Origin of the sequence: Collimonas arenae (genome assembly GCF_000786695.1) — a bacterium.
GTDB lineage: Bacteria > Pseudomonadota > Gammaproteobacteria > Burkholderiales > Burkholderiaceae_D > Collimonas > Collimonas arenae_A.
Window position 1 is genome coordinate 1,440,257 of the sequence record NZ_CP009962.1, and the last position, 17,774, is coordinate 1,458,030.

Annotated in this window: 18 protein-coding genes; 11 read left to right on the forward strand and 7 right to left on the reverse strand. The window is 57.3% G+C overall.

From position 1 onward, the window contains the following. Positions 1-55 precede the first annotated feature (55 nt). The 3 genes from LT85_RS06510 to LT85_RS06520 all read left to right on the forward strand — a co-directional run bounded on the left by LT85_RS06510 (position 56) and on the right by LT85_RS06520 (position 4,904). Complete coding sequence (locus tag LT85_RS06510; RefSeq protein ID WP_038486737.1) at positions 56-943, forward strand: MBL fold metallo-hydrolase; 888 nt, start codon at positions 56-58, stop codon at positions 941-943. Further along, positions 937-1,665, forward strand: a complete 729-nt coding sequence (locus LT85_RS06515) for a DsbA family protein (protein ID WP_253273683.1) — start codon at positions 937-939, stop codon at positions 1,663-1,665. Before LT85_RS06510 ends, LT85_RS06515 begins: the two co-directional genes overlap by 7 nt. Before the next feature lie 413 nt (positions 1,666-2,078). Beyond that, on the forward strand, positions 2,079-4,904 hold the full coding sequence (locus LT85_RS06520) for an autotransporter serine protease (RefSeq protein WP_038486740.1): 2,826 nt from the start codon (positions 2,079-2,081) through the stop codon (positions 4,902-4,904). Between the two features lie 85 nt (positions 4,905-4,989). On the opposite strand, the gene LT85_RS06525 is transcribed toward LT85_RS06520, so the two are convergent. Beyond that, positions 4,990-6,150, reverse strand: coding sequence for a saccharopine dehydrogenase family protein (locus LT85_RS06525; protein WP_038486744.1), 1,161 nt, complete (start codon positions 6,148-6,150; stop codon positions 4,990-4,992). Between the two features lie 262 nt (positions 6,151-6,412). Between LT85_RS06525 and LT85_RS06530 the strand changes: the two genes are divergently transcribed. Then, positions 6,413-6,859, forward strand: coding sequence for an Lrp/AsnC family transcriptional regulator (locus LT85_RS06530; protein ID WP_038486747.1), 447 nt, complete (start codon positions 6,413-6,415; stop codon positions 6,857-6,859). A 177-nt stretch (positions 6,860-7,036) separates the two neighbouring features. Here the strand turns inward: LT85_RS06530 and LT85_RS06535 are convergent, their stop codons facing one another. After that, complete coding sequence (locus tag LT85_RS06535) at positions 7,037-7,897, reverse strand: NmrA family NAD(P)-binding protein (RefSeq protein WP_038486751.1); 861 nt, start codon at positions 7,895-7,897, stop codon at positions 7,037-7,039. A gap of 118 nt (positions 7,898-8,015) precedes the next feature. On the opposite strand from LT85_RS06535, the gene LT85_RS06540 reads away from it, so the two are divergent. From LT85_RS06540 to LT85_RS06555, 4 genes are all read left to right on the forward strand, one after another. Next, positions 8,016-8,924 carry a LysR family transcriptional regulator gene (locus tag LT85_RS06540; RefSeq protein ID WP_038486753.1) on the forward strand — a complete coding sequence of 303 codons (909 nt, stop codon included), beginning with the start codon at positions 8,016-8,018 and terminating at the stop codon, positions 8,922-8,924. 115 nt (positions 8,925-9,039) lie between these two features. Further along, the gene (locus tag LT85_RS06545; RefSeq protein ID WP_038495259.1) at positions 9,040-10,095 is read left to right on the forward strand and encodes a permease; all 1,056 of its coding nucleotides are present in this window, start codon (positions 9,040-9,042) and stop codon (positions 10,093-10,095) included. A 66-nt stretch (positions 10,096-10,161) separates the two neighbouring features. Then, positions 10,162-10,587, forward strand: a complete 426-nt coding sequence (locus LT85_RS06550) for a DUF1801 domain-containing protein (protein ID WP_038486756.1) — start codon at positions 10,162-10,164, stop codon at positions 10,585-10,587. Positions 10,588-10,660: 73 nt separating this feature from the next. Then, the gene (locus LT85_RS06555; protein ID WP_038486759.1) at positions 10,661-11,434 is read left to right on the forward strand and encodes a nucleotidyltransferase domain-containing protein; all 774 of its coding nucleotides are present in this window, start codon (positions 10,661-10,663) and stop codon (positions 11,432-11,434) included. On the opposite strand, the gene LT85_RS06560 is transcribed toward LT85_RS06555, so the two are convergent. Next, the gene (locus LT85_RS06560; protein WP_038495262.1) at positions 11,428-11,880 is read right to left on the reverse strand and encodes an acetyltransferase; all 453 of its coding nucleotides are present in this window, start codon (positions 11,878-11,880) and stop codon (positions 11,428-11,430) included. The genes LT85_RS06555 and LT85_RS06560 overlap by 7 nt on opposite strands. 92 nt (positions 11,881-11,972) lie before the next feature. Between LT85_RS06560 and LT85_RS06565 the strand changes: the two genes are divergently transcribed. Both LT85_RS06565 and LT85_RS06570 read left to right on the forward strand, forming a co-directional pair. Then, entirely contained in the window at positions 11,973-12,353 is a 381-nt protein-coding gene (locus LT85_RS06565) for a VOC family protein (protein WP_038486762.1), read from the forward strand. Continuing rightward, positions 12,310-12,966 carry a hypothetical protein gene (locus LT85_RS06570; RefSeq protein WP_156117450.1) on the forward strand — a complete coding sequence of 219 codons (657 nt, stop codon included), beginning with the start codon at positions 12,310-12,312 and terminating at the stop codon, positions 12,964-12,966. The genes LT85_RS06565 and LT85_RS06570 overlap by 44 nt, the downstream gene beginning before the upstream one ends. A gap of 33 nt (positions 12,967-12,999) precedes the next feature. Here LT85_RS06570 and LT85_RS06575 read toward each other — a convergent pair whose 3' ends face one another. Further along, positions 13,000-14,283 (reverse strand): MFS transporter, encoded by a 1,284-nt coding sequence (locus LT85_RS06575; protein WP_038486766.1) that lies wholly within the window; start codon positions 14,281-14,283, stop codon positions 13,000-13,002. 153 nt (positions 14,284-14,436) lie between these two features. Between LT85_RS06575 and LT85_RS06580 the strand changes: the two genes are divergently transcribed. Beyond that, complete coding sequence (locus tag LT85_RS06580) at positions 14,437-15,363, forward strand: LysR substrate-binding domain-containing protein (RefSeq protein WP_038486769.1); 927 nt, start codon at positions 14,437-14,439, stop codon at positions 15,361-15,363. Between the two features lies 1 nt (position 15,364). Here the strand turns inward: LT85_RS06580 and LT85_RS25265 are convergent, their stop codons facing one another. From LT85_RS25265 to LT85_RS06595, 3 genes are all read right to left on the reverse strand, one after another. Next, positions 15,365-15,910: a GNAT family N-acetyltransferase gene (locus LT85_RS25265; RefSeq protein WP_052134774.1), complete on the reverse strand. Its 546-nt coding sequence runs from the start codon at positions 15,908-15,910 to the stop codon at positions 15,365-15,367. 45 nt (positions 15,911-15,955) lie between these two features. Then, positions 15,956-16,675 (reverse strand): ArsR/SmtB family transcription factor, encoded by a 720-nt coding sequence (locus LT85_RS06590; RefSeq protein ID WP_038486772.1) that lies wholly within the window; start codon positions 16,673-16,675, stop codon positions 15,956-15,958. A 127-nt stretch (positions 16,676-16,802) separates the two neighbouring features. Further along, entirely contained in the window at positions 16,803-17,771 is a 969-nt protein-coding gene (locus tag LT85_RS06595) for an AraC family transcriptional regulator (RefSeq protein WP_052134775.1), read from the reverse strand. Positions 17,772-17,774 lie beyond the last annotated feature (3 nt).

Consider the following 17,774-nt stretch of genomic DNA (forward strand, 5'->3'; position numbering starts at 1 on the left):
GCATCGTTTCAAGCAACTATAGTAGCGGTTCTTTCACTTCACTCTGGAGATTGCAATGCTGAAACGCACTTTTATCCGTTCGCTACTGGCAACTACCGCTGGCCTGATGATCGCTGGCTCTGCCGCCGCCGCAGCGCCGCAGCCCTTGAAACTTGAAATCTACAATCCGGGCGCTAACGGTATTTTCCCTGTGTCTTCCGAGCTGATTACCGGCAATACCGACGCCATCGTTATCGATGCCCAGTTCGACCGCGCCAATGCAGAGCAATTGCTGAAGAAGGTACAAGACAGCGGCAAGAAACTGACCACTATCTACATCAGCCATGGCGATCCTGATTACTACTTTGGCCTGGAAGTGCTGAAGGCAGCCTATCCGGACGCCAAGGTCCTAGCGCCGGCGCCGGTGGTTGCCCATATCAAGGCCACCATGGAAGGCAAGCTGGCGTTCTGGGGTCCTAAACTAGGCGCAAACGCGCCCAAGCAACTGATCGTGCCGGAGCCGTTGGAGGGCAGCACCTTGACGCTGGAAGGCCGCAAGCTGGAAGTCATCGGCCTTGACGGCGCCAGCCCGGACCGTACTTTTGTCTGGATTCCTTCCCTGAAAGCCGTGGTCGGCGGCGTGCTGGTGGTTGGCAATGAACATGTCTGGACTGCCGATACCCAGACCCTGGCTTCGCGTCAGCAATGGATCAAGATGCTCGACAAGATCGCTGCCCTGCATCCGAAAGTCGTGGTGCCAGGCCATTTCAGCGCTGGTGCGCCGCAAAACATCGAATCGGTGCGTTTCACCAAGGACTACCTGAAAACTTATGAAGCCGAAACCGGCAAGGCCAAGGATTCCGCGGCGCTGATCGACGCGATGAAAAAGCATTATCCGAATCTGGATGGCGTTTCTTCGCTGGAACTGGGCGCCAAGGTCAGCAAAGGTGAAATGAAATGGTAGAGAAACGGATGAAAGGCGACGGTTGCGACGACGCCAGTTGCTCGCTTCCCGGCGTTGCCGAAGGCGCAGATGTCGTGCCGCTGGCAGCAACTAGCGGTACGGTGCTGCACTACATCTACGATCCGCTATGCGGCTGGTGTTACGGCGCTGCACCGTTGCTGAAGGCGGCGCGGGAAATCGACGGCGTTGCCATCAAGTTGCATGGCGGTGGCATGATGACCGGCAGCAGTCGCCGGCAAGTCAGCGCGCAATTGCGCGACTACGTGATGCAGCACGATCACCGGATTGCGGCGATGACCGGGCAGGTTTTTGGCGACGGCTACTTTAACGGTCTGTTGCTGGATACCACGGCGATATTCGATTCCGCGCCGCCGATTACCGCGATCCTGGCGGCTGAGGCATTGGCGGGGCGGGCTTTGGAAATGCTGGATCGGATTCAGATTGCGCATTATGTGCAAGGCTTGCGAGTGGCTGATGTTGCGGTGTTGCGTGGTCTGGCGTCTGACGCAGGCCTTGATGCAACTGCGTTCGATGGCCGGTATGCAGAGCTCAGTGGGGCGGCTACTGCAGCCCATATCGCGGACAGCCGGGCGTTGTTGAACCAGATGGGTGGCCAGGGTTTTCCTACTTTTGCGTTGCAGCGTGGTGGAAAAATGGAAGTGCTGGATGTCGGACATTTTCTTGGGCAGGCTGCGGCCTGGAAGGCGGTTTTGACAGGTTGATCGCGGCGCGCATTGATGTGTGTTCGAAATCGGCCCTGTGCATCAGGTCAAGTAGTGAAAAGAAGTCGGCGTCATTTTCGGTAGCTGCATTGCTGAAAATGACGCCGGCTTTTTTATTGGTAAAAGAGATAACCAAGCTAGGTAAAAAAATCAAAATTAACATTCAATTGCCAAGTTGCATCTATTTATTGATAACTACTTGCTATTTTTGGCTAAAGATGACGATCTTGCATACTGTTTTTTTGTAACGACTGCTCATTTTTTTAGCATTTAATGCCAGCCTTGCATTGTATCGACGTTGCGCCGCCGGTATTGTGCAAACACTTTTTGATCAAGTAATTTGGCGCAAAACACTGAGAGTACGGCTGTTTTCATACTGTGTTTGCCGTAAGTTAATACCTCGAGTGAAATCCATGGATCGCAAACACACAAGCAAACACACAAGCCGTTTTCCTTTGTCGGTCGTTTCTATCGCCGTCATGACCATGCTATCCGCCTGTGGCGGCGGTGGCGGCGGTTCAAGTAATCCCGGCGGCGGGCAGCCGCCGGTGTCGACCACGCCAAGTCCGGCGACTAGTACGCCGGCAGCGGCGACGCCCCTTAATCCAAGTGACCCGAGCAATGCCAGCGCAGCCCATGCGCGCGGCATCACCGGCGCCGGCGTCACTGTGGCGATAGTCGATACCGATTTCAATGCCTCGGATCCGGATTTGAGTGGACGCCTGACAAAGACCGTATATAGCAGTGGTGGCGCCGGCAATCCGCATGGCACCGAAGTGGCGGAAGCCTTGGGCGGCAGCAGTTATGGCGTGGCGCCATCGGTCAGCATGCTGGGCGCCGCAGTCGGCACCGGCGGCGATAACGTGTCTTTCACCAGTCCGGTTTATCAGGATTTGTACAACAAGGGCGCACGCATCTTCAACCAGTCGAATGCCTTCGGGTCGATCGCCACACCGGCCGGCAACGGTCCGACCTTCTACAATATCTATCAGCCTTTTGTATCGCAAGGCGGCTTGTTCATTTGGGCCGCCGGCAACGACAGCAGCGCCCATCCAAGTCTGACCGCCGGTTTGCCGTCCTTGTATCCGGATTTGCAAAAAGGCTGGCTGGCGGTTGTGGCGGTGAACGCCGCCGGCGGTGCGCAGGGGTATAGCAGCAGCGATACCACACCTGGCGTAATTTCCAGTTATTCGAACCGTTGCGGCGAAGCTGCCAACTGGTGCCTGGCGGCGCCTGGCGATTTCATCTCGGCGACTACCGGCGGCCGTGTCTACGGCACCTCGTTTGCGACGCCGGCGGTAACCGGCGCGGCAGCCCTGGTGCAGCAATCGTTTCCTTGGATGAGCGCCGACCAGATCCGTCAAACTATCTTGTCGACCGCCACCAGCATGGGCGACACCGCGACCTACGGTTGGGGTTTGCTGAACGCTAGCAAGGCCGCCAGCGGCCCGGCCCTGTTCGACACCCGGCTGACGCTGGGCGGTAATTTTACCGCCAAGTTTGATGCGGTCAGTTCCACCTTCGGCAACGATATCGGCGGCAACGCAGGCTTGCTGAAGGACGGTACCGGTACGCTGACCCTGGCCGGCAATAACACTTACAGCGGCGTCACTGAGATTTTGAACGGCACGCTCAATGTCACCGGCGCGGTGGCGACTGCGGTTACCATCGACGCCGCCGGAATCTTGTCCGGCGCCGGTGGCCGCGTCGGCGGTAGCGTGTTCAACTACGGCCGTCTCAGCAACACAGGCGCCGGCATGACGATCAACGGCAATTACACGGCGACCGCCAGTTCGGTGTTGGCCAATCAGTTCAATTCAACCTTGACTGTGGGCGGCAATGCGGCGCTCGGCAATTCGCATCTGGTCGCTACAACACCGGCCGGCAGCAGCGATCCGTCCGGCTACGTGGCGCAGCAGGTCGGCGTCAAAGGCAAAGTGCTGACTGCAGCCAATGGCGTCACCGGCGTATTCCAGGATGTTTCGTTCGAACACGATGGCACCGCTTTCAATCCTGGTACTTTTCTCAGCGCGACGCTGGGCTACACGGCGAACGAGGTCGACCTGACCATTGCCCGTAATAATGTGCAGGCTGTAGCAGCCAAAGCTTTTGCCGCCGACCCTACGCGCACCAGCAGTGCGGCTAACGTCGAACAAGGGTTGAAGGCGGCTGACGCGATGGTCGCCAGCGGCAACACCGGCGGCAATAATGCAGCCTTTCTGAACAGCGCCGCGGCGTTGCAAGCTACTCCGGATATTGCCGCCGCCGGTCAGGTGCTGGATAGCTTGTCCGGGCAGATCTATGCTTCTTCGCAAGCACTGACTTTCCAGCAATCGCAAGCAATCAATCGCGATTTGTCGAACCGCTTGTCGTTGCTGGGCAGTCCTATTTCAAGCGGCGCCAAGGCCGGTTTGTGGGCCAGCGTGATTGGCGCCACCGGCAAGCTTGGTCAATCCGGCTATGCTTCTGCCGACACCTCAACCTGGGGTGGCCAGTTCGGCTTCGATAAGCATTTGAATGACAAGGCGATCGTCGGCGCGGCAATGTCCTATTCGGAAAGCAAGGCCAATTTCAATCGTTTTGGCGGCGCCTCTGACAGCCAGAACACCAGCCTTTCCTTGTATGGGCGCTATGCGCTGACCAATGACGGCGTTTATGTATCCGGCCGCGCCGGCATTGCCAGCATCACCAGCAAAATCAATCGCACGGCACTCCTTGGCAGCGAAACCGACAGCCTCTCCGCCAGCCACACCGACAACATGATTTCCGCCTATGCCGAAACCGGTTATGTGCGTCAGCTGTCGCCGACATCGACGCTGACGCCGTTTGCCGGCATCAGCTACGATCGTCTCAAGCGTGGTGGTTTTACCGAGGCAGGCAGCGCATTCGGCCTGACCGCAGGCAGCAGCATCTATCAACAAACCGCGAGCGTGCTGGGTTTGCGTGGCGATACCAGGTTTGACTGGTTCGGCGGCCATAGCAACCTGCAAGCCTACGGCGCCTGGCAGCATGGCTTCAACAGCGGCAACCTGGATTTCAACGCCGCTTTCGTCGCGGCGCCGACCGCCGGATTCACCGTGCAAGGCATCGGCCTGCCGCGTAATAGCGGTTGGGCTGGTATCGGCATGACCACTACGGTGAGCAACAAGTGGAGTTGGTACGGCAATTACGATGCGCAATTCGGGAAAGGTGGCGTGGTCAACAATGTGTTCTCGGTTGGCGCTCGGATGGCTTTTTAATCTATCCGACTGTTAAACGAAAGGCCGGTATGACTCTTATGAGTCATACCGGCCTTTTTACTAAATACCTTGATGTGCGACTAGCTTAAGCAACCGCTTTCAATTGCTTGAAATCGGTATTGCTGGCTGGTGCAAAGCCGCCATGTGCAGGGACGTGGCTGGCATAGTACTGGCCGAAACGATTACCCAGGAAATCGGCCAGGGTCGCTTGTTCCTGACGCACGAAACCGCTTTGCGGCAACACGCCTGTCACTACCAGGTCCACCATCGCGCAAATGCCTGCTGCAGTGGTCAGCTGGATTGCCGACAGCAACTGGCCGTTCACGTATTGGCTGTAAGTCTTCTTGGCATAGGTTTCTTGCTCAAGACGACCATCGCGCATGCCGCTGACGCTAACGAAAGTCAACACCACGTCTTGCTTGGTGATCGGGATCGACGTTTCCAATACCTCCTTCAGGATCGGACGACGTTCCAGCTTGCCCAGTTGCAGGTCGCGCACCAGGATCTTGACGATGTCGCGATGCCCGGGATAACGCACGGTCTTGTAATCCAGGTTCTGGATCCGGCCTTGCCAGGTTTCGCACAAGGTGCCGAGGCCGCCCGAGGTGTTGAAGGCTTCGTAATCGATGCCGTCCAGCGAGAAATGCTCCAGTTCTTCCAGCGGTGAGGTTTCGCGCAAGGTGCCGTCGACAATTGCTTCGCAAGGATTGCAGTACTCATTGATCAGGCCGTCGGTGCTCCAGGTCAGATTGTATTTGAGCGCATTGCTTGGGAAGGTCGGCAGGGCGCCTACGCGCATTTTCACATCATGCAAAGTCTCGAAGCGGTTCGCCACATCGTTTGCTACGATTGAAATGAAACCTGGCGCCAGGCCGCATTGCGGTACAAAGGCAGTCGTCGAATCATCGGCGATCGACTTCACGAAACGGGTGCTTTCGACATCTTCGGTCAGGTCGAAATAGTGCGAATGCGCCGCCTTTGCCGCTGCTGCGATGACCGGGGTCAAGAAGTAAGGGCAGGCCGACAGGGTCACGTCATGGCCGCTGATCAGTTTGGTCACGGTAGGCGCGTGCGAGATGTCCGCCAAAATAGTCGTAACGTTGGGAAAGCCGGCTTGCTTTACATATTCCAGGCGTTGCGGATCGCGGTCGGCGACGGTCAGGATATAGTCGCCGGTATGCGACAACAGGTTGAGGATGGCATCGCCGATTTTGCCGGCGCCTAGAAGTATCAGTTTGGTAGTCATGTCGTCGCTCGCTCTTGGTTATTAGGACTTACGCAAAATTCCGCCAGCGGCGTTATGCCTCCTAGCTGTACCTTCGTACTATCTTCGTCGGCATGCCTTGCTGGCGAAATTTTGCGTAAGTCCTAGTCATATATGGTTAATGCCGCTGCTGTTCTGCTGCAACCATTGTAAATTTAAGCAAAGTCAGATAATAGAGTGTAGATAGTCGTCAAAATGTATAATAACGATACAATTTGACGAACATTTGAGATGGATTGTCGCAATGAGAGAGAAACTCGACGAAGTCGATCATAAAATCCTGGCCTTGCTGATGGACGATGCGCGGCTTTCCATGGCCACAGTCGCCAAGCGCGTCGGCATCGCCCGCACTACGGCGATAGCACGTCTGGCGGCGATGGAAAAGAAGGGCGTGATTGCCGGTTACGGCGTGCGTCTGGACCTTGAGCTGTATCAGCCGGCGGTGCGCGCTTATGTCGGCATCTCGATTGATTCCCGCAATGCACCACTTTTGGTGCAACAGTTGCAGAAAATGTCGCAGGTGGAGACCTTATGCGCGGTCAGCGGCGTGATCGACTATATGCTGACCTTGCGCTGCCAGTCGACCGATGAACTGGATCGCTTGCTGGACCAGATCGGCACCATGGAAGGCGTGCGGCATACTTCGACCTCGATCATTCTCAGTAAGCGGATCGATCGCGGGCCGATTTGATTTTCCTGGAAGATATGTGATTAATCTATATCTGTTATATAAATAATAAAGCAGACATGGATGCTGCACTGCCATATAGTTACACCTGTCTCCTCCAACACCTCCTAAGGTTTGGATTCAACCCGCTACCGCAAGGTCAGGCGGGTTTTTTTTTGCCCGGGCAAATCACCGGTCAATTTATCCGGCTTGTGCAGCCAGCAAATCCTTCAAAACTGTCTCCAGCCTTACCGTGCCTTTGCGCGCAGTTCCGGCGAACTCGATCCAGCCCTCATTAAAGCCGTCCAGCATTTGCATACGCGGTTCAGGATCTGCAGGATTTTGGGCGCTGAAGATCGCGCGCCAATTTTCACGCGGCACCGCTTCCATGCGCACCGGCTTGCCCAAGAGCTTGGCAAAGCCGGCGGCAATCTGATTTGGCGTGATCCGTTCCGGTCCTTCCAGTTCAACGATGCGCTTGCCCTGCCATTGTTCCAGCAGCAACTCGGCTGCAACTTGCCCCACATCGGCAGTAGCGATCATCGGCACCGGTTTGTCCAGCGGTTGCAAAAAGCTCGGGATTACGCCGCTGTCACGCGCCGGGGCCACGTCCCACAAGGAGTTTTCCATGAACCAGGCTGGTCGCAGGAATGTCATGGGAAGGTCCAGTTGGCTCAATTCCTGTTCCATGATTTGCAGTTGGTTCAGCAAGTTTGGCTGGCTTGCCTGAGCCCCGATAGTCGACAGACACACCACCTTGGCGGGCCGGGCCGCCGCCAGCGCTTGCTGCACGGCGGTCAGGATGCGGCGCACCTCCGGAAATCCGGGCGTGGGCGCAAAGTTCGGCGGCAACAGGACGAATACTCCCTCGACGCCGGTGAACGCCGCTTGCAGCGCCGCTGCATCGTGCATATCCGCCAATGCGACCGCACAGCCACGTTCTGCCCAAGGCGCACTCTTGTCGGCGTTACGCACCACGGCGCGTACGGCATGTTCCCCTGCTAATAAAGTACGGGCTACCGCGCCGCCGACCTGGCCGCTGATACCGGTGATTGCATACATGTTCTCTCTCCTGTTTCATGGTGAAGACGACGTTTGTCGTGTTGAGGAGAATTATGCAGCGCGGGATGTCATTCTCCGATAGCATGAGTATCACTGGATAAATGACGCGGAGTCATCAATGAGTTTCGATGGACATCTGGTCGGCGGCATGGCGGTGTTGTCGGCGGTGGTGGATGGTGGCAGTTTCGTGCAAGCCGCCGAGACGCTGGCCATGACGCCCTCTGGCGTCAGCCGCGCGATTAGCCGTCTGGAAAAACGCTTGGGCATCCGCCTGTTCGACCGCACTACGCGCTCGGTCACGCTCACTGACGAAGGGCGTCGTCTGTATCAAGAGATTGCGCCTTTGCTGGCCAGTCTGGAGCAGGCTGCCGATGACGCTGCCGGTAGCGCCAAATCGGTGCGCGGGCGCTTGCGGGTGAATATCGATCCGTATTTCTCCCGCCTCATCCTCGGTCCCGCGCTGGACCGGTTCATGACGCGCTATCCAGATCTGCAACTGGAATTGTTCACCAGCAACCAGCTCGGTGACCTGGTTGCGGATGGCGTCGATCTGGCGTTGCGATTCGGCCATCCGGCCTCGTCGTCGCTGGTCGCCCGGAAGTTGCTGCAGACTCGGGTGGTGACGGTTGCCGCGCCGGCTTATCTGCAACGGCATGGCCGGCCGCAGACGCCGGCTGAACTGGATGGTGGCCAGCACGTTTGCATTCAATTCCGCGATTCTATATCGGGCCGCCCGTTTCCCTGGGAGTTCCATCGCGGCGCCGCACGCATCACGCTCGCCGGCAAAGGCCGGCTCACCGTCAACGATGCCGGAACGCTGTATAGCGTGTGCGAAGCAGGGCACGGGATTGCGCAGGTGTTTGAACTCGGGGTCGAGCGCTCTTTGCAGGAAGGGCGGCTGGTCGAACTGTTCCCGGATTGGCGCGATGAACAGTTCCCTCTGTACGCCTTGTATCCATCGCGTCATTTGCCGCCAGCCAAGGTGGTTGCATTCCTGGAGTTCGTCACGGCCTTGTGCGCCGCTTGAACCGTTCGGCCGGGGAGGCGATACTGGTTGCAAACGGAAGCCTGGCATAGTTATGCTGGGTATAGTTACCTTGAGTTATGATGCGCTGTTATTTTCAACTACCCATGACTTCGCCATGAACACTCTTTCTTCTCCATCACCCGCAAGAGGCTGGTCGTTCTGGTGGAAGCCGGCCTTGTTTGTACTGGTCGCTGTTGTCGGCCTGTATTACGTCAAATGGTCGCCGTACTATTTAAAGTCTTTTGTCGCCGCCGATAAGCACAGTATAGGTGCCTCGATTCTTAACGATAGTCCCGGCGCGCCGCTCACTGCCGCGCTGAGCTACTCCAAAGTATATTTCCTGGCGATATGGAAAGCTGCGGTGCTGGGCGTGATCCTGGGTTCACTGCTGCAAGTGCTGATCCCGCGCGACTGGCTGCTGCGCCTGTTCGGCGGCAGTAGCTTCGGTTCGGTCTTGCGCGGCGGCCTGTTTGCCTTGCCCGGAATGATGTGCACCTGCTGCGCCGCGCCGCTAGCCGCCGGCATGCGGCGCCAGCAGGTTTCGGTAGGCGCCGCGCTGGCCTTCTGGATCGCCAATCCGGTGCTGAACCCGGCGACGCTGCTGTTCATGGGCTTCGTCCTGGGTTGGGGGTTCGTCGCCTTGCGCCTGGTCTCAGGCGTTGTGCTGGTGCTAGGCGTTTCCATGATCGCCCAGCGCATTTCCCGTCCGGAGCAAGTACCTGAGGCAGCTTTGGACGCCGTGGCCGCTGCGAGTGTAACGGATCAGACAGATTTTCTGACACGCTGGACGCGCACCTTGTGGCAACTGTTCTGGAGCACGATTCCGGTTTATGTCTTGGCGGTGCTGGTGCTGGGCGCAGCGCGGGTCTGGTTGTTCCCCCATGTCGACGGCACCATGGGCAACGGCTTGCTCTGGCTAGTGCCGATGGCGATTGTCGGCATGCTGTTCGTGATTCCGACGGCGGCTGAAATTCCTATCGTGCAGACCATGCTCTCGCTGGGCATGGGGATGGCGCCTGCAGTGGCATTGCTGATGACCTTGCCGAGCGTCAGCCTGCCGTCGCTGCTGATGCTGCGCAAGGACTTTGATGGCAAGGTGTTGGTGGTGGTGGCGTTGCTGACTGTGCTGGTAGGCGTGGTGAGCGGTTTGGTGGGTGCTGCGGTGCTTTAACAGCAGCTGGCCGACTTGTTGTCTGCCTGTCGTTAAACTATTTGTATCTGGAATTCTGGGATACCCATGAAGCCGATCGAGAACGTTGCTGTAGCGCGGACCTTTGATACCTATCCACAGATAATGCGGCGCAAACTTTTGGCATTGCGCCAGCTTATTTTCGATACGGCGGCAAATGCGGAAGGCGTTGGCGAACTTGAAGAGACCCTTAGGTGGGGCGAGCCTGCCTATCTCACCAGCCAGAGCAAGAGCGGGACTACGATTCGGCTTGCCTGGAAAAAATCCAACCCAACGCAATACGGGATCTACTTCCACTGCCAGACTGATCTGATTGCTTCGTTTCGTACAGCGTTCCCGGACGATTTCAAGTTCGAAGGAAACCGCTGTATCTACTTCGAAGAAAATGATGTCGTTCCGGTTGACGTACTGGAGCTATGTATCGCTGCGGCGCTTACTTATCATCGGCACAAAACAGGTCCGCAAGCTAGCTGAAAACGGTAAAGCTGCCCTTGGCAGATATTGATAATCTTGGCACACTGAGCTTTTGTCGCGTCGGAGGTGTCAAGTGTTGAAGCATGAGGGCGTTGACGAACTCGGGTTCATCCTGACTGTGAGGAATGAGACGGTCCAGCCAGAGTTCCAGGCTTTGGTCGACGATGTGATCGCGACGCTAAGTAGCCAAATCGGAAATTCAATCCATAGCATCTATTTGTACGGCAGCATTGCCCATGGCGACGCGGTTATTCGCAGCGCCGATCTTGACGTGACAATAGTGCTGTTTCAGGCGGCGTCAGTCGACGAGGATCGGCTGATCAAATCCATGCGTCGAATTCTGCAAGATGTCCATCCCGAGGTCGTCAAAATAGATTTCGACATAGGCGTTCTGGCAAACGTTACTGCTCCCCATATGGCGGATAGCTGGGGATACTGGCTCAAACATCATTGCCGCTGCATTTGGGGAACCGATCTGGCATCCAGCTTCGCGCTATTCAAGCCGTCCAAAGCGATTGCATTGGCTGTCAATGGCGATTTCGATGAAGTGCTGAATGGCTACGCCGGGCAAATTGAAAACGCGTCCGATCAGATCGAAGTTCAACATTTGAAGCGGGCTGCAGCACGAAAGCTGATTCGAGCGACGAATATCTTACGATCAGACAGCGAACAATCCTGGCCGCAGAATTTGAACAGTTATGTGGATTTATTTTTGAAGTCGTATCCGGCCATGGCGGATTCCATCAGCTATTTTCTAGCTGAAGCGAACGGTACGCATGGTATTCCTGATGAATTTGTTAAGCGCCTGCGTAGCTTCTCTCATTGGCTGCGAGTGCAACATCAATAATTCTTTGACGCAGAGCTGCGAAGATGCAACAACGGATAGGGGCGGCCTTCGCTGTCAAGGTCCGACCGGCCCATCTGAACAAAACCCATGTGCAGATAGAAACCGCGTGCCGCACTGTTTTGTTCATTGACATCGACGGTCAGTTCCGGTTGCAGAGAAATAGCATGTTGTATTAGCGCCTTTCCAAACCCCGCTCCGCGTCCTTCGGCGTGAACAAATAATGTATCGATATTCTTTTCTGTTATTCCCATAAAACCCATAGCCTGATCTTGGTCGTTCGTAGCAATCCAGAGCTCGGCCTCGGGAAGATATCTGTCTCTGACAATGACGGCCAGTGCCCGAAAATCTGCCTCAGAAAGAAAGTCGTGCGTAGCTTTGACGGCGCTATGCCAGATGTCGAAGGTACGCGGGAAATCGCTTGGTCGGGACGGGCGGATGGATATCACGATATGAATCAAATATTAGTAGGCGCGGCAGGTTAAGATCATCGTGCAGGCAAGCACACAAATCGAGCTTGCATATTTTACATGGGCCAAACATGCTTCATCATATTTCACTGGGCGTTCGCGATCTTGCGCATGCAAGCGCATTCTATGACGCAGCCCTTAGCGCGCTGGGTTTCCGCCGCGTGTTCGAGGATGAGACCGCTGTAGGTTATGGCCTGATCGATGGCCAGGATCTGCTTTGCCTCAAGCTTCACCCAGATGCTGCGCCTCCAGGGCCAGGCTTTCACCTGGCGTTTTCCGCGTCGTCACGCTCCGCCGTCGATGTTTTTCATGCTGCTGCATTGCGGGCTGGCGGGTTTGATAACGGTGCGCCCGGTTTGCGCCCGGAATATGGCGACAACTACTATGCGGCTTTCCTGGTGGATCCGGATGGCCATAGGATCGAGGCGGTTATCAATATCAACGAAAGCTAGGCTCTTGCTCATGACTTGCACAAAACATGCTTTTCTTTTCGCCGCGCTATTTGTGGTGCTAGCCACTGCCCGGGCCGGATCTTTGCCGGACAACATCCTCAAGCAAATCCCGACTGGATATTCCGTGCTTTCTTTCAAGGGTGGGGAGCTGAATGACGATAAGCTGGAAGACTTCCTGGTGGCGGTACATAAAGCCGATGAAAAAGCCATCGCCGATAAAACAGGCAAAGCCCCGCGTCGCCCGCTCATGTTGTTTGTCCAGAATGCCGATGGCAGCTACACGCTAGCCAAGCGTAACGATCACGTCATTTTCGCCGTTAACGACGGAGGGCAGTGCGATCCGTTTGAAGATGGCGAAGATGGCCTGGCAATCAAGAATCATTATTTCACTGTACAAAACAGCGTCGCTTGCGGCGCGCATTGGACCGACTACATAACATTCCGCTACGAACCCAAAATGCATGACTGGATTTTTTACAAGCGCATCAGCGAAAACTGGGTCATGAACAATAGCAATGATCCCAATGCCGATGCGCTTGTCTTGGGAAACCGGCGCGTTGAAAGCGGTAAGGTGAAGCCGCCTGTACCGTTTGAGAAATACAGCCCGAATTAAACAACCTCTGTATTTCTCGACTGCGCTTTTTCCTCAAGCAACCTGCTGGCAAACCAGCGTCGCTTGCACCGGTTTCGGAAAAAACGGCAGCGCAATCATCGCTAGCACGCTTCCCAATAACCACACCCCCGACCAACTGGCGAGCGTCAGGATATGCGGGATCGTCAGCGGGGTCAGGAAGCACATGACAAATACGCTGGTGTTCGCCATGCCGAGCGCAGTGCCGGCGTTGCGGGCGCCGGCTATCGTTGCCAGCTCGGTATATGCGACGCCATGCCAGGCAGACACGCTAACGCCGGTAATTACCAGCATCACGATCAGCAACGTCGCCATGAGCGGAGAAACCGCAGGCAACTGGCCAGCTGCCGCTACTAGTGCGGCGAGTGCAGCGAAAGCAACCGCAACTGAGATGGTGCAGAAACGCAGGAATTCGCGGCGGTTACGGTTGCGGTCGGTCCAGCGGCCGCTCCAGACTCGCATGATCATCGCGCCGCCTTGCAATGTCGCCATGGCGGTGGTGATGGCGGCGATGCCGGCATGACTGAAATCGTGCAGAAACACCGTGCCGAAGGACAGTATCGCAAACTGCGGTGCGCAAAGGATGCCGATAGCGATGACGATACTCCACAGCTGGCGATCTTTTAACGGGGCTGGTCCTGGGAGCAGCGGTTTGCTTGCGTGGCTTGGTGTTTTATCTAGCATTGTTGGAGAGGGTTCATGCAGCCAAAGCCAGGTGAAAAACAAGGTCACCATGCAGAACAGGGCAAGCACGCCATACACCGCGGCAAAGCCGAGATGGGCGGCGAGGCTTGGCAGGATCAGGGCGCCGGTGGCGCCGCCCAGCGGCACGGCGGTCTGCCGTATGCTCATGGCCATGCCGCGTTCGCTTTCGCCGAACCAGGTCATCACTGCGCGGCCGCTGGAGCCGTTGACGCTGCCGCCCAGCAGGCCGACCACCAGCAAGCCGGCGGCGAGTAGCGGCAAATCCGGAACGTAGCCGGCGACCGGCGCGACGAAAAGCGCCATCAGCGCCAGTGCTGCCGCGGTGGCGGCAAGGCCGGTCAACAACACCGGCCGGTCACCCCAGCGGTCGGTCAGCAGGCCCCAGGGCAATTCACTGATCGCGATGCCCAGGCCCATCAGGCCCAATACCAGGCCCAGTTCAGCATTGCCTAAATGGTAACCGGAGCGTATCAGGACGGCAGTTGTCGGAATGCCACTGAAAGCGGCTGAAAAACTGGCGTTGGCGGCGACGCCAACGCCCAGCACTTTCCAGCGGTGGCGGCGGTTATTGCTCAAAGCGCTTGATTGAGACATCGAAGTTCTCCTGTAAGGGTATGGGCTGGCAAGGCAACAAGCACATCAAAAAGGGCATTTGTTTTTACTGCTTGCAACAAGTATCGCTTTGCACGATACTTTTGAATATCAGATAGTTTTGAACTAACAGTTTTGAAAAACAGGACGATTATCATGCGGCAAATCAGCTTTGACCTGGATGTTCTGCGCACCTTCACCACCGGCATCGACCTTGGCAGCTTTGCCAAGGCGGCCGACAGGCTGGGACGTTCTACGTCGGCAGTGAGTGCGCAGTTAAAGAAGCTGGAAGAGCAGGCGGGCGCGCCGATTTTCCGTAAAGCCGGACGCGGCCTGGCGCTGACGGAGGCTGGCCATACCTTGCTGGGTTATGCCCGGCGCTTGCTGGAACTGAACGACGAAACCGCCAGCGCTGTGCGCGGGGTTGAACTTGAAGGGGAGGTCCGGCTGGGTTTGCAGGAAGATTTCGGCGAAGCCTTGCTCTCTTCGGTGCTGGGACGTTTCATGCGCGCCCATCCGAAGGTGCGGATTGAGGTCTGCGTGGCGCGCAGCACGGATTTGCGGGAGCGGGTGACGATGGGTCGTATCGATCTCGCCTTGCTATGGGAATGCGTCGCGCCGACGTTGAATGGCGAAAGGGTCGCGGATCTGCCCTTGTGCTGGATAGGCCCTGTGCACAACAGCGGCAGCTGGAATCTGCCGGCCGACGAGCAGGAGCTGGCGACGGCAGCCGGCGCGCCGGTTTCACTAGTACTGTTGGACGCGCCGTGCTTGCTGCGCGATATGGCGTCGAATGCCCTGGACGCCGCTGGCATCGCCTGGCGTCATGCGTTCACCAGCGCCAGCTTGTCGGCGCTGTGGGCTGCCTCGGCGGCCGGCTTGGGCCTGACAGTGCGCACGCCGATCGGCATGCCTGCCAGCTTGCGCATTATCGATCCGCAAGAAGCGGGCTTGCCGCGCTTGCCGTCGATCGGCTTGTCGTTGTACCGGGCGCAGACGATAGCTGGACCAGCGGTGAATCGCCTGGAGGAATTGCTGTTGCAAGCTGTGCAAGAAGCGGTCAAGCGTGTGACGATGGCGTGATTTACGTTGATGCTTGTGTTGATGCCGACGCTGTCCCTGACGCCAGCCAGGCCATCATCAGGTCGACCAGATAGCTGCCGTCCGCCAGCTTGACGCGCTTGTCGAAGCGGCCTTCGAGCACAAAGCCGAATTTTTCATATAGCTGCCTGGCCACCGTATTCTGCTCGCGTACGCGCAGTTCGATTCTTTCTACATGCGGCCGTTGTTGCGCCCATCGCATCAGTTCCTGCATCAACGCGGTTCCGACTCCCTGGCCTTGGGAGCCTGGGTGAACCACCATGCTGGCGAGCGTGAAGACATGCGCCAGCGCCTTACGCGAGCCGACTGGTTCCAGCACCGCGTGGCCAACTATGACGCCGTCTTTTTCTGCCACCAGATAACAGCCGATTTCGTCGAGCAAGCGTATTCTTTCGGCAAATGCGGCAACTCTCAATTCATCGGGATGTGAAACGAGGCGGCCGGGGATCGCGGCGATGCGCTGTTCCGCCGCGCACAAAATAGGACCATCGGTTTCCAACGCAGGACGGATGTGGTATTCCTTTTGCATAGGCTTTTCTATCTGACTATCTGACTATCTGATCTATATATCGTGTTACGTGCCGGTGGTTTCCACCGCAAGCGTATTTTCATCGATACCGAGCTGCGTTTTCAGGCCCGCCCATCCCTTCGGCGTGACCTGGATTGCACGCGATGACTTGATGCGCCGCAGCCATCCTGCAGCGCACAGTGCACTTAGCAACTGCACCCCAAGCGGACCGGCGAGATGATGCGTGCGTTCGGTCCAATCCAGGCATTGGCGGGCGAGCCCGTGGCGGGTCGGTTTGAGCGCGGCGATATCGACGCCGATTGCCGTGAACCAGAGATTGCCGGCCGCTGACAAGGCATACTGCTTGTCCATGCCAGCCGCGATGAATTTTTTTTCTTGCAAGGCCTGGGTCACTGCAACGCCGAGTTGTCCTGCCAGGTGATCGTAGCAGCAACGGGCAAAGCGCAGGTCCTGTGCTGCGCGGTTCAACGGCCTGCGCCTGACTGTTGTCGCAGAACAGATCGCGGCCAGACGCTCGATTGCTTCTGCGACCTGTCCATCCATCAAGCGATAATAGCGATGCCGGCCTTGCTGCTCGCAGCTGAGCAAGCCTCCGTTGAGCAACTTGGCCAGATGGGCGCTTGCGGTTTGCGCCGTCACACCGGCCGCTCGCGCCAGTTCGCCGGCAGGCAACGCGCAGCCGTCGATCAAAGTCATCAGCATGGCGGCGCGCGCCGGATCGGCAATGAGGAAGGCGACAGAGGATATGTTCGGTTGCGCTGACATGCCTGTGGCTCCTGTGGTTTGGCAGCGTGACCGCAGCGATTGCGGCTTGCCGTATCCACAGTATAGGCTCTAAATCAACCTGCATGCTTCGATGCCTGGCGAAGCATGCAGCCCTGAGGAATGTACCTTAAAGCGGCACCACCGGGATGCAGAGATCGCACTCGAAGGCGCCGGTTTTCGCATCGTAGCTGCCGTCTATGGGGTAATACTCGAAGCAGGGGCGGGCATCGAGTTGCATGCCGCTGGCAGGTAGCCAGTCGCGCAACAGGTAAGTCCAGCTATCGCCGATGTCGCCGCCGGTGCCGCAGTAGCGTGTCGCCGCGTAGCTGCCGCCGGGAATGACGGTGGTGAAGCAAGGGCCGGTGGCGGTAAAATCGGCAGGTACTTCGATGCAGGCATCGTAGCGGCATTTGTCGGCGCTGGTAATGCCCGGATCATCGTGGCTGATGCCGTAGCGCGGTTTGCCGAACAGGTCGTTGGTTTCCATCCATGGACTGACCACCTTGTGCCAGAACTCCGAGATCGGCTGGCCGTAGGGGCCGGTGTAGCGCATGTAGGCGATCTTGACCGGCGGCCGTTGAATGACTTTGACTTTCATGGGAATCTCCATAAAGGATGATGGGGAGTTCTCATGATCGGCCAAGCCTGCATCGGCTTCCTGATCCTGCTTGCTAAACGACTGACCAGGATTGCTTTTCTGTGCAATTTCCTTCTTGCTGATCTCTTCAAGCCGGCTCGCCCAGCGATCGGCCTGACCTTGGCGCCACTCGGTGGCGGTGCAACCAAAGCGGCTTTTGAAGGCGCGTGCAAATGCCTCAGCCGAGCCGAAGCCAACCGACAATGCAATCTCCAGGACTGGCGCGCCCGGCTGTGCGATGAGCCGCATTGCGGCCATTTCGAGCCGGCGACGGCGCAGGTAGTCGCCGAAGGTTTCACCCATCCAGGCGGCGAACAGGCGATGGAAGTGAAACGAGGAAAAATGGGCGACTTCGGCGAGCGTGCTCAGTTCGAGAACCTGATCCAGATGCTGGTCGATGTGTTCCTGGACCTTATGCATGCGGCGGGCATAGATTGCCTGGTTTTCCTGGGAGCCCATTAT

Coding starts and splice junctions, on each gene's coding strand:
- LT85_RS06510 (WP_038486737.1), top strand. CDS start 56: ATGCTGAAACGCACTTTTATCCGTTCGCTACTGGCAACTACCGCTGGC.
- LT85_RS06515 (WP_253273683.1), top strand. CDS start 937: ATGGTAGAGAAACGGATGAAAGGCGACGGTTGCGACGACGCCAGTTGC.
- LT85_RS06520 (WP_038486740.1), top strand. CDS start 2,079: ATGGATCGCAAACACACAAGCAAACACACAAGCCGTTTTCCTTTGTCG.
- LT85_RS06525 (WP_038486744.1), bottom strand. CDS start 6,150: ATGACTACCAAACTGATACTTCTAGGCGCCGGCAAAATCGGCGATGCC.
- LT85_RS06530 (WP_038486747.1), top strand. CDS start 6,413: ATGAGAGAGAAACTCGACGAAGTCGATCATAAAATCCTGGCCTTGCTG.
- LT85_RS06535 (WP_038486751.1), bottom strand. CDS start 7,897: ATGTATGCAATCACCGGTATCAGCGGCCAGGTCGGCGGCGCGGTAGCC.
- LT85_RS06540 (WP_038486753.1), top strand. CDS start 8,016: ATGAGTTTCGATGGACATCTGGTCGGCGGCATGGCGGTGTTGTCGGCG.
- LT85_RS06545 (WP_038495259.1), top strand. CDS start 9,040: ATGAACACTCTTTCTTCTCCATCACCCGCAAGAGGCTGGTCGTTCTGG.
- LT85_RS06550 (WP_038486756.1), top strand. CDS start 10,162: ATGAAGCCGATCGAGAACGTTGCTGTAGCGCGGACCTTTGATACCTAT.
- LT85_RS06565 (WP_038486762.1), top strand. CDS start 11,973: ATGCTTCATCATATTTCACTGGGCGTTCGCGATCTTGCGCATGCAAGC.
- LT85_RS06570 (WP_156117450.1), top strand. CDS start 12,310: ATGGCCATAGGATCGAGGCGGTTATCAATATCAACGAAAGCTAGGCTC.
- LT85_RS06575 (WP_038486766.1), bottom strand. CDS start 14,283: ATGTCTCAATCAAGCGCTTTGAGCAATAACCGCCGCCACCGCTGGAAA.
- LT85_RS06580 (WP_038486769.1), top strand. CDS start 14,437: ATGCGGCAAATCAGCTTTGACCTGGATGTTCTGCGCACCTTCACCACC.
- LT85_RS25265 (WP_052134774.1), bottom strand. CDS start 15,910: ATGCAAAAGGAATACCACATCCGTCCTGCGTTGGAAACCGATGGTCCT.
- LT85_RS06590 (WP_038486772.1), bottom strand. CDS start 16,675: ATGTCAGCGCAACCGAACATATCCTCTGTCGCCTTCCTCATTGCCGAT.
- LT85_RS06595 (WP_052134775.1), bottom strand. CDS start 17,771: ATGGGCTCCCAGGAAAACCAGGCAATCTATGCCCGCCGCATGCATAAG.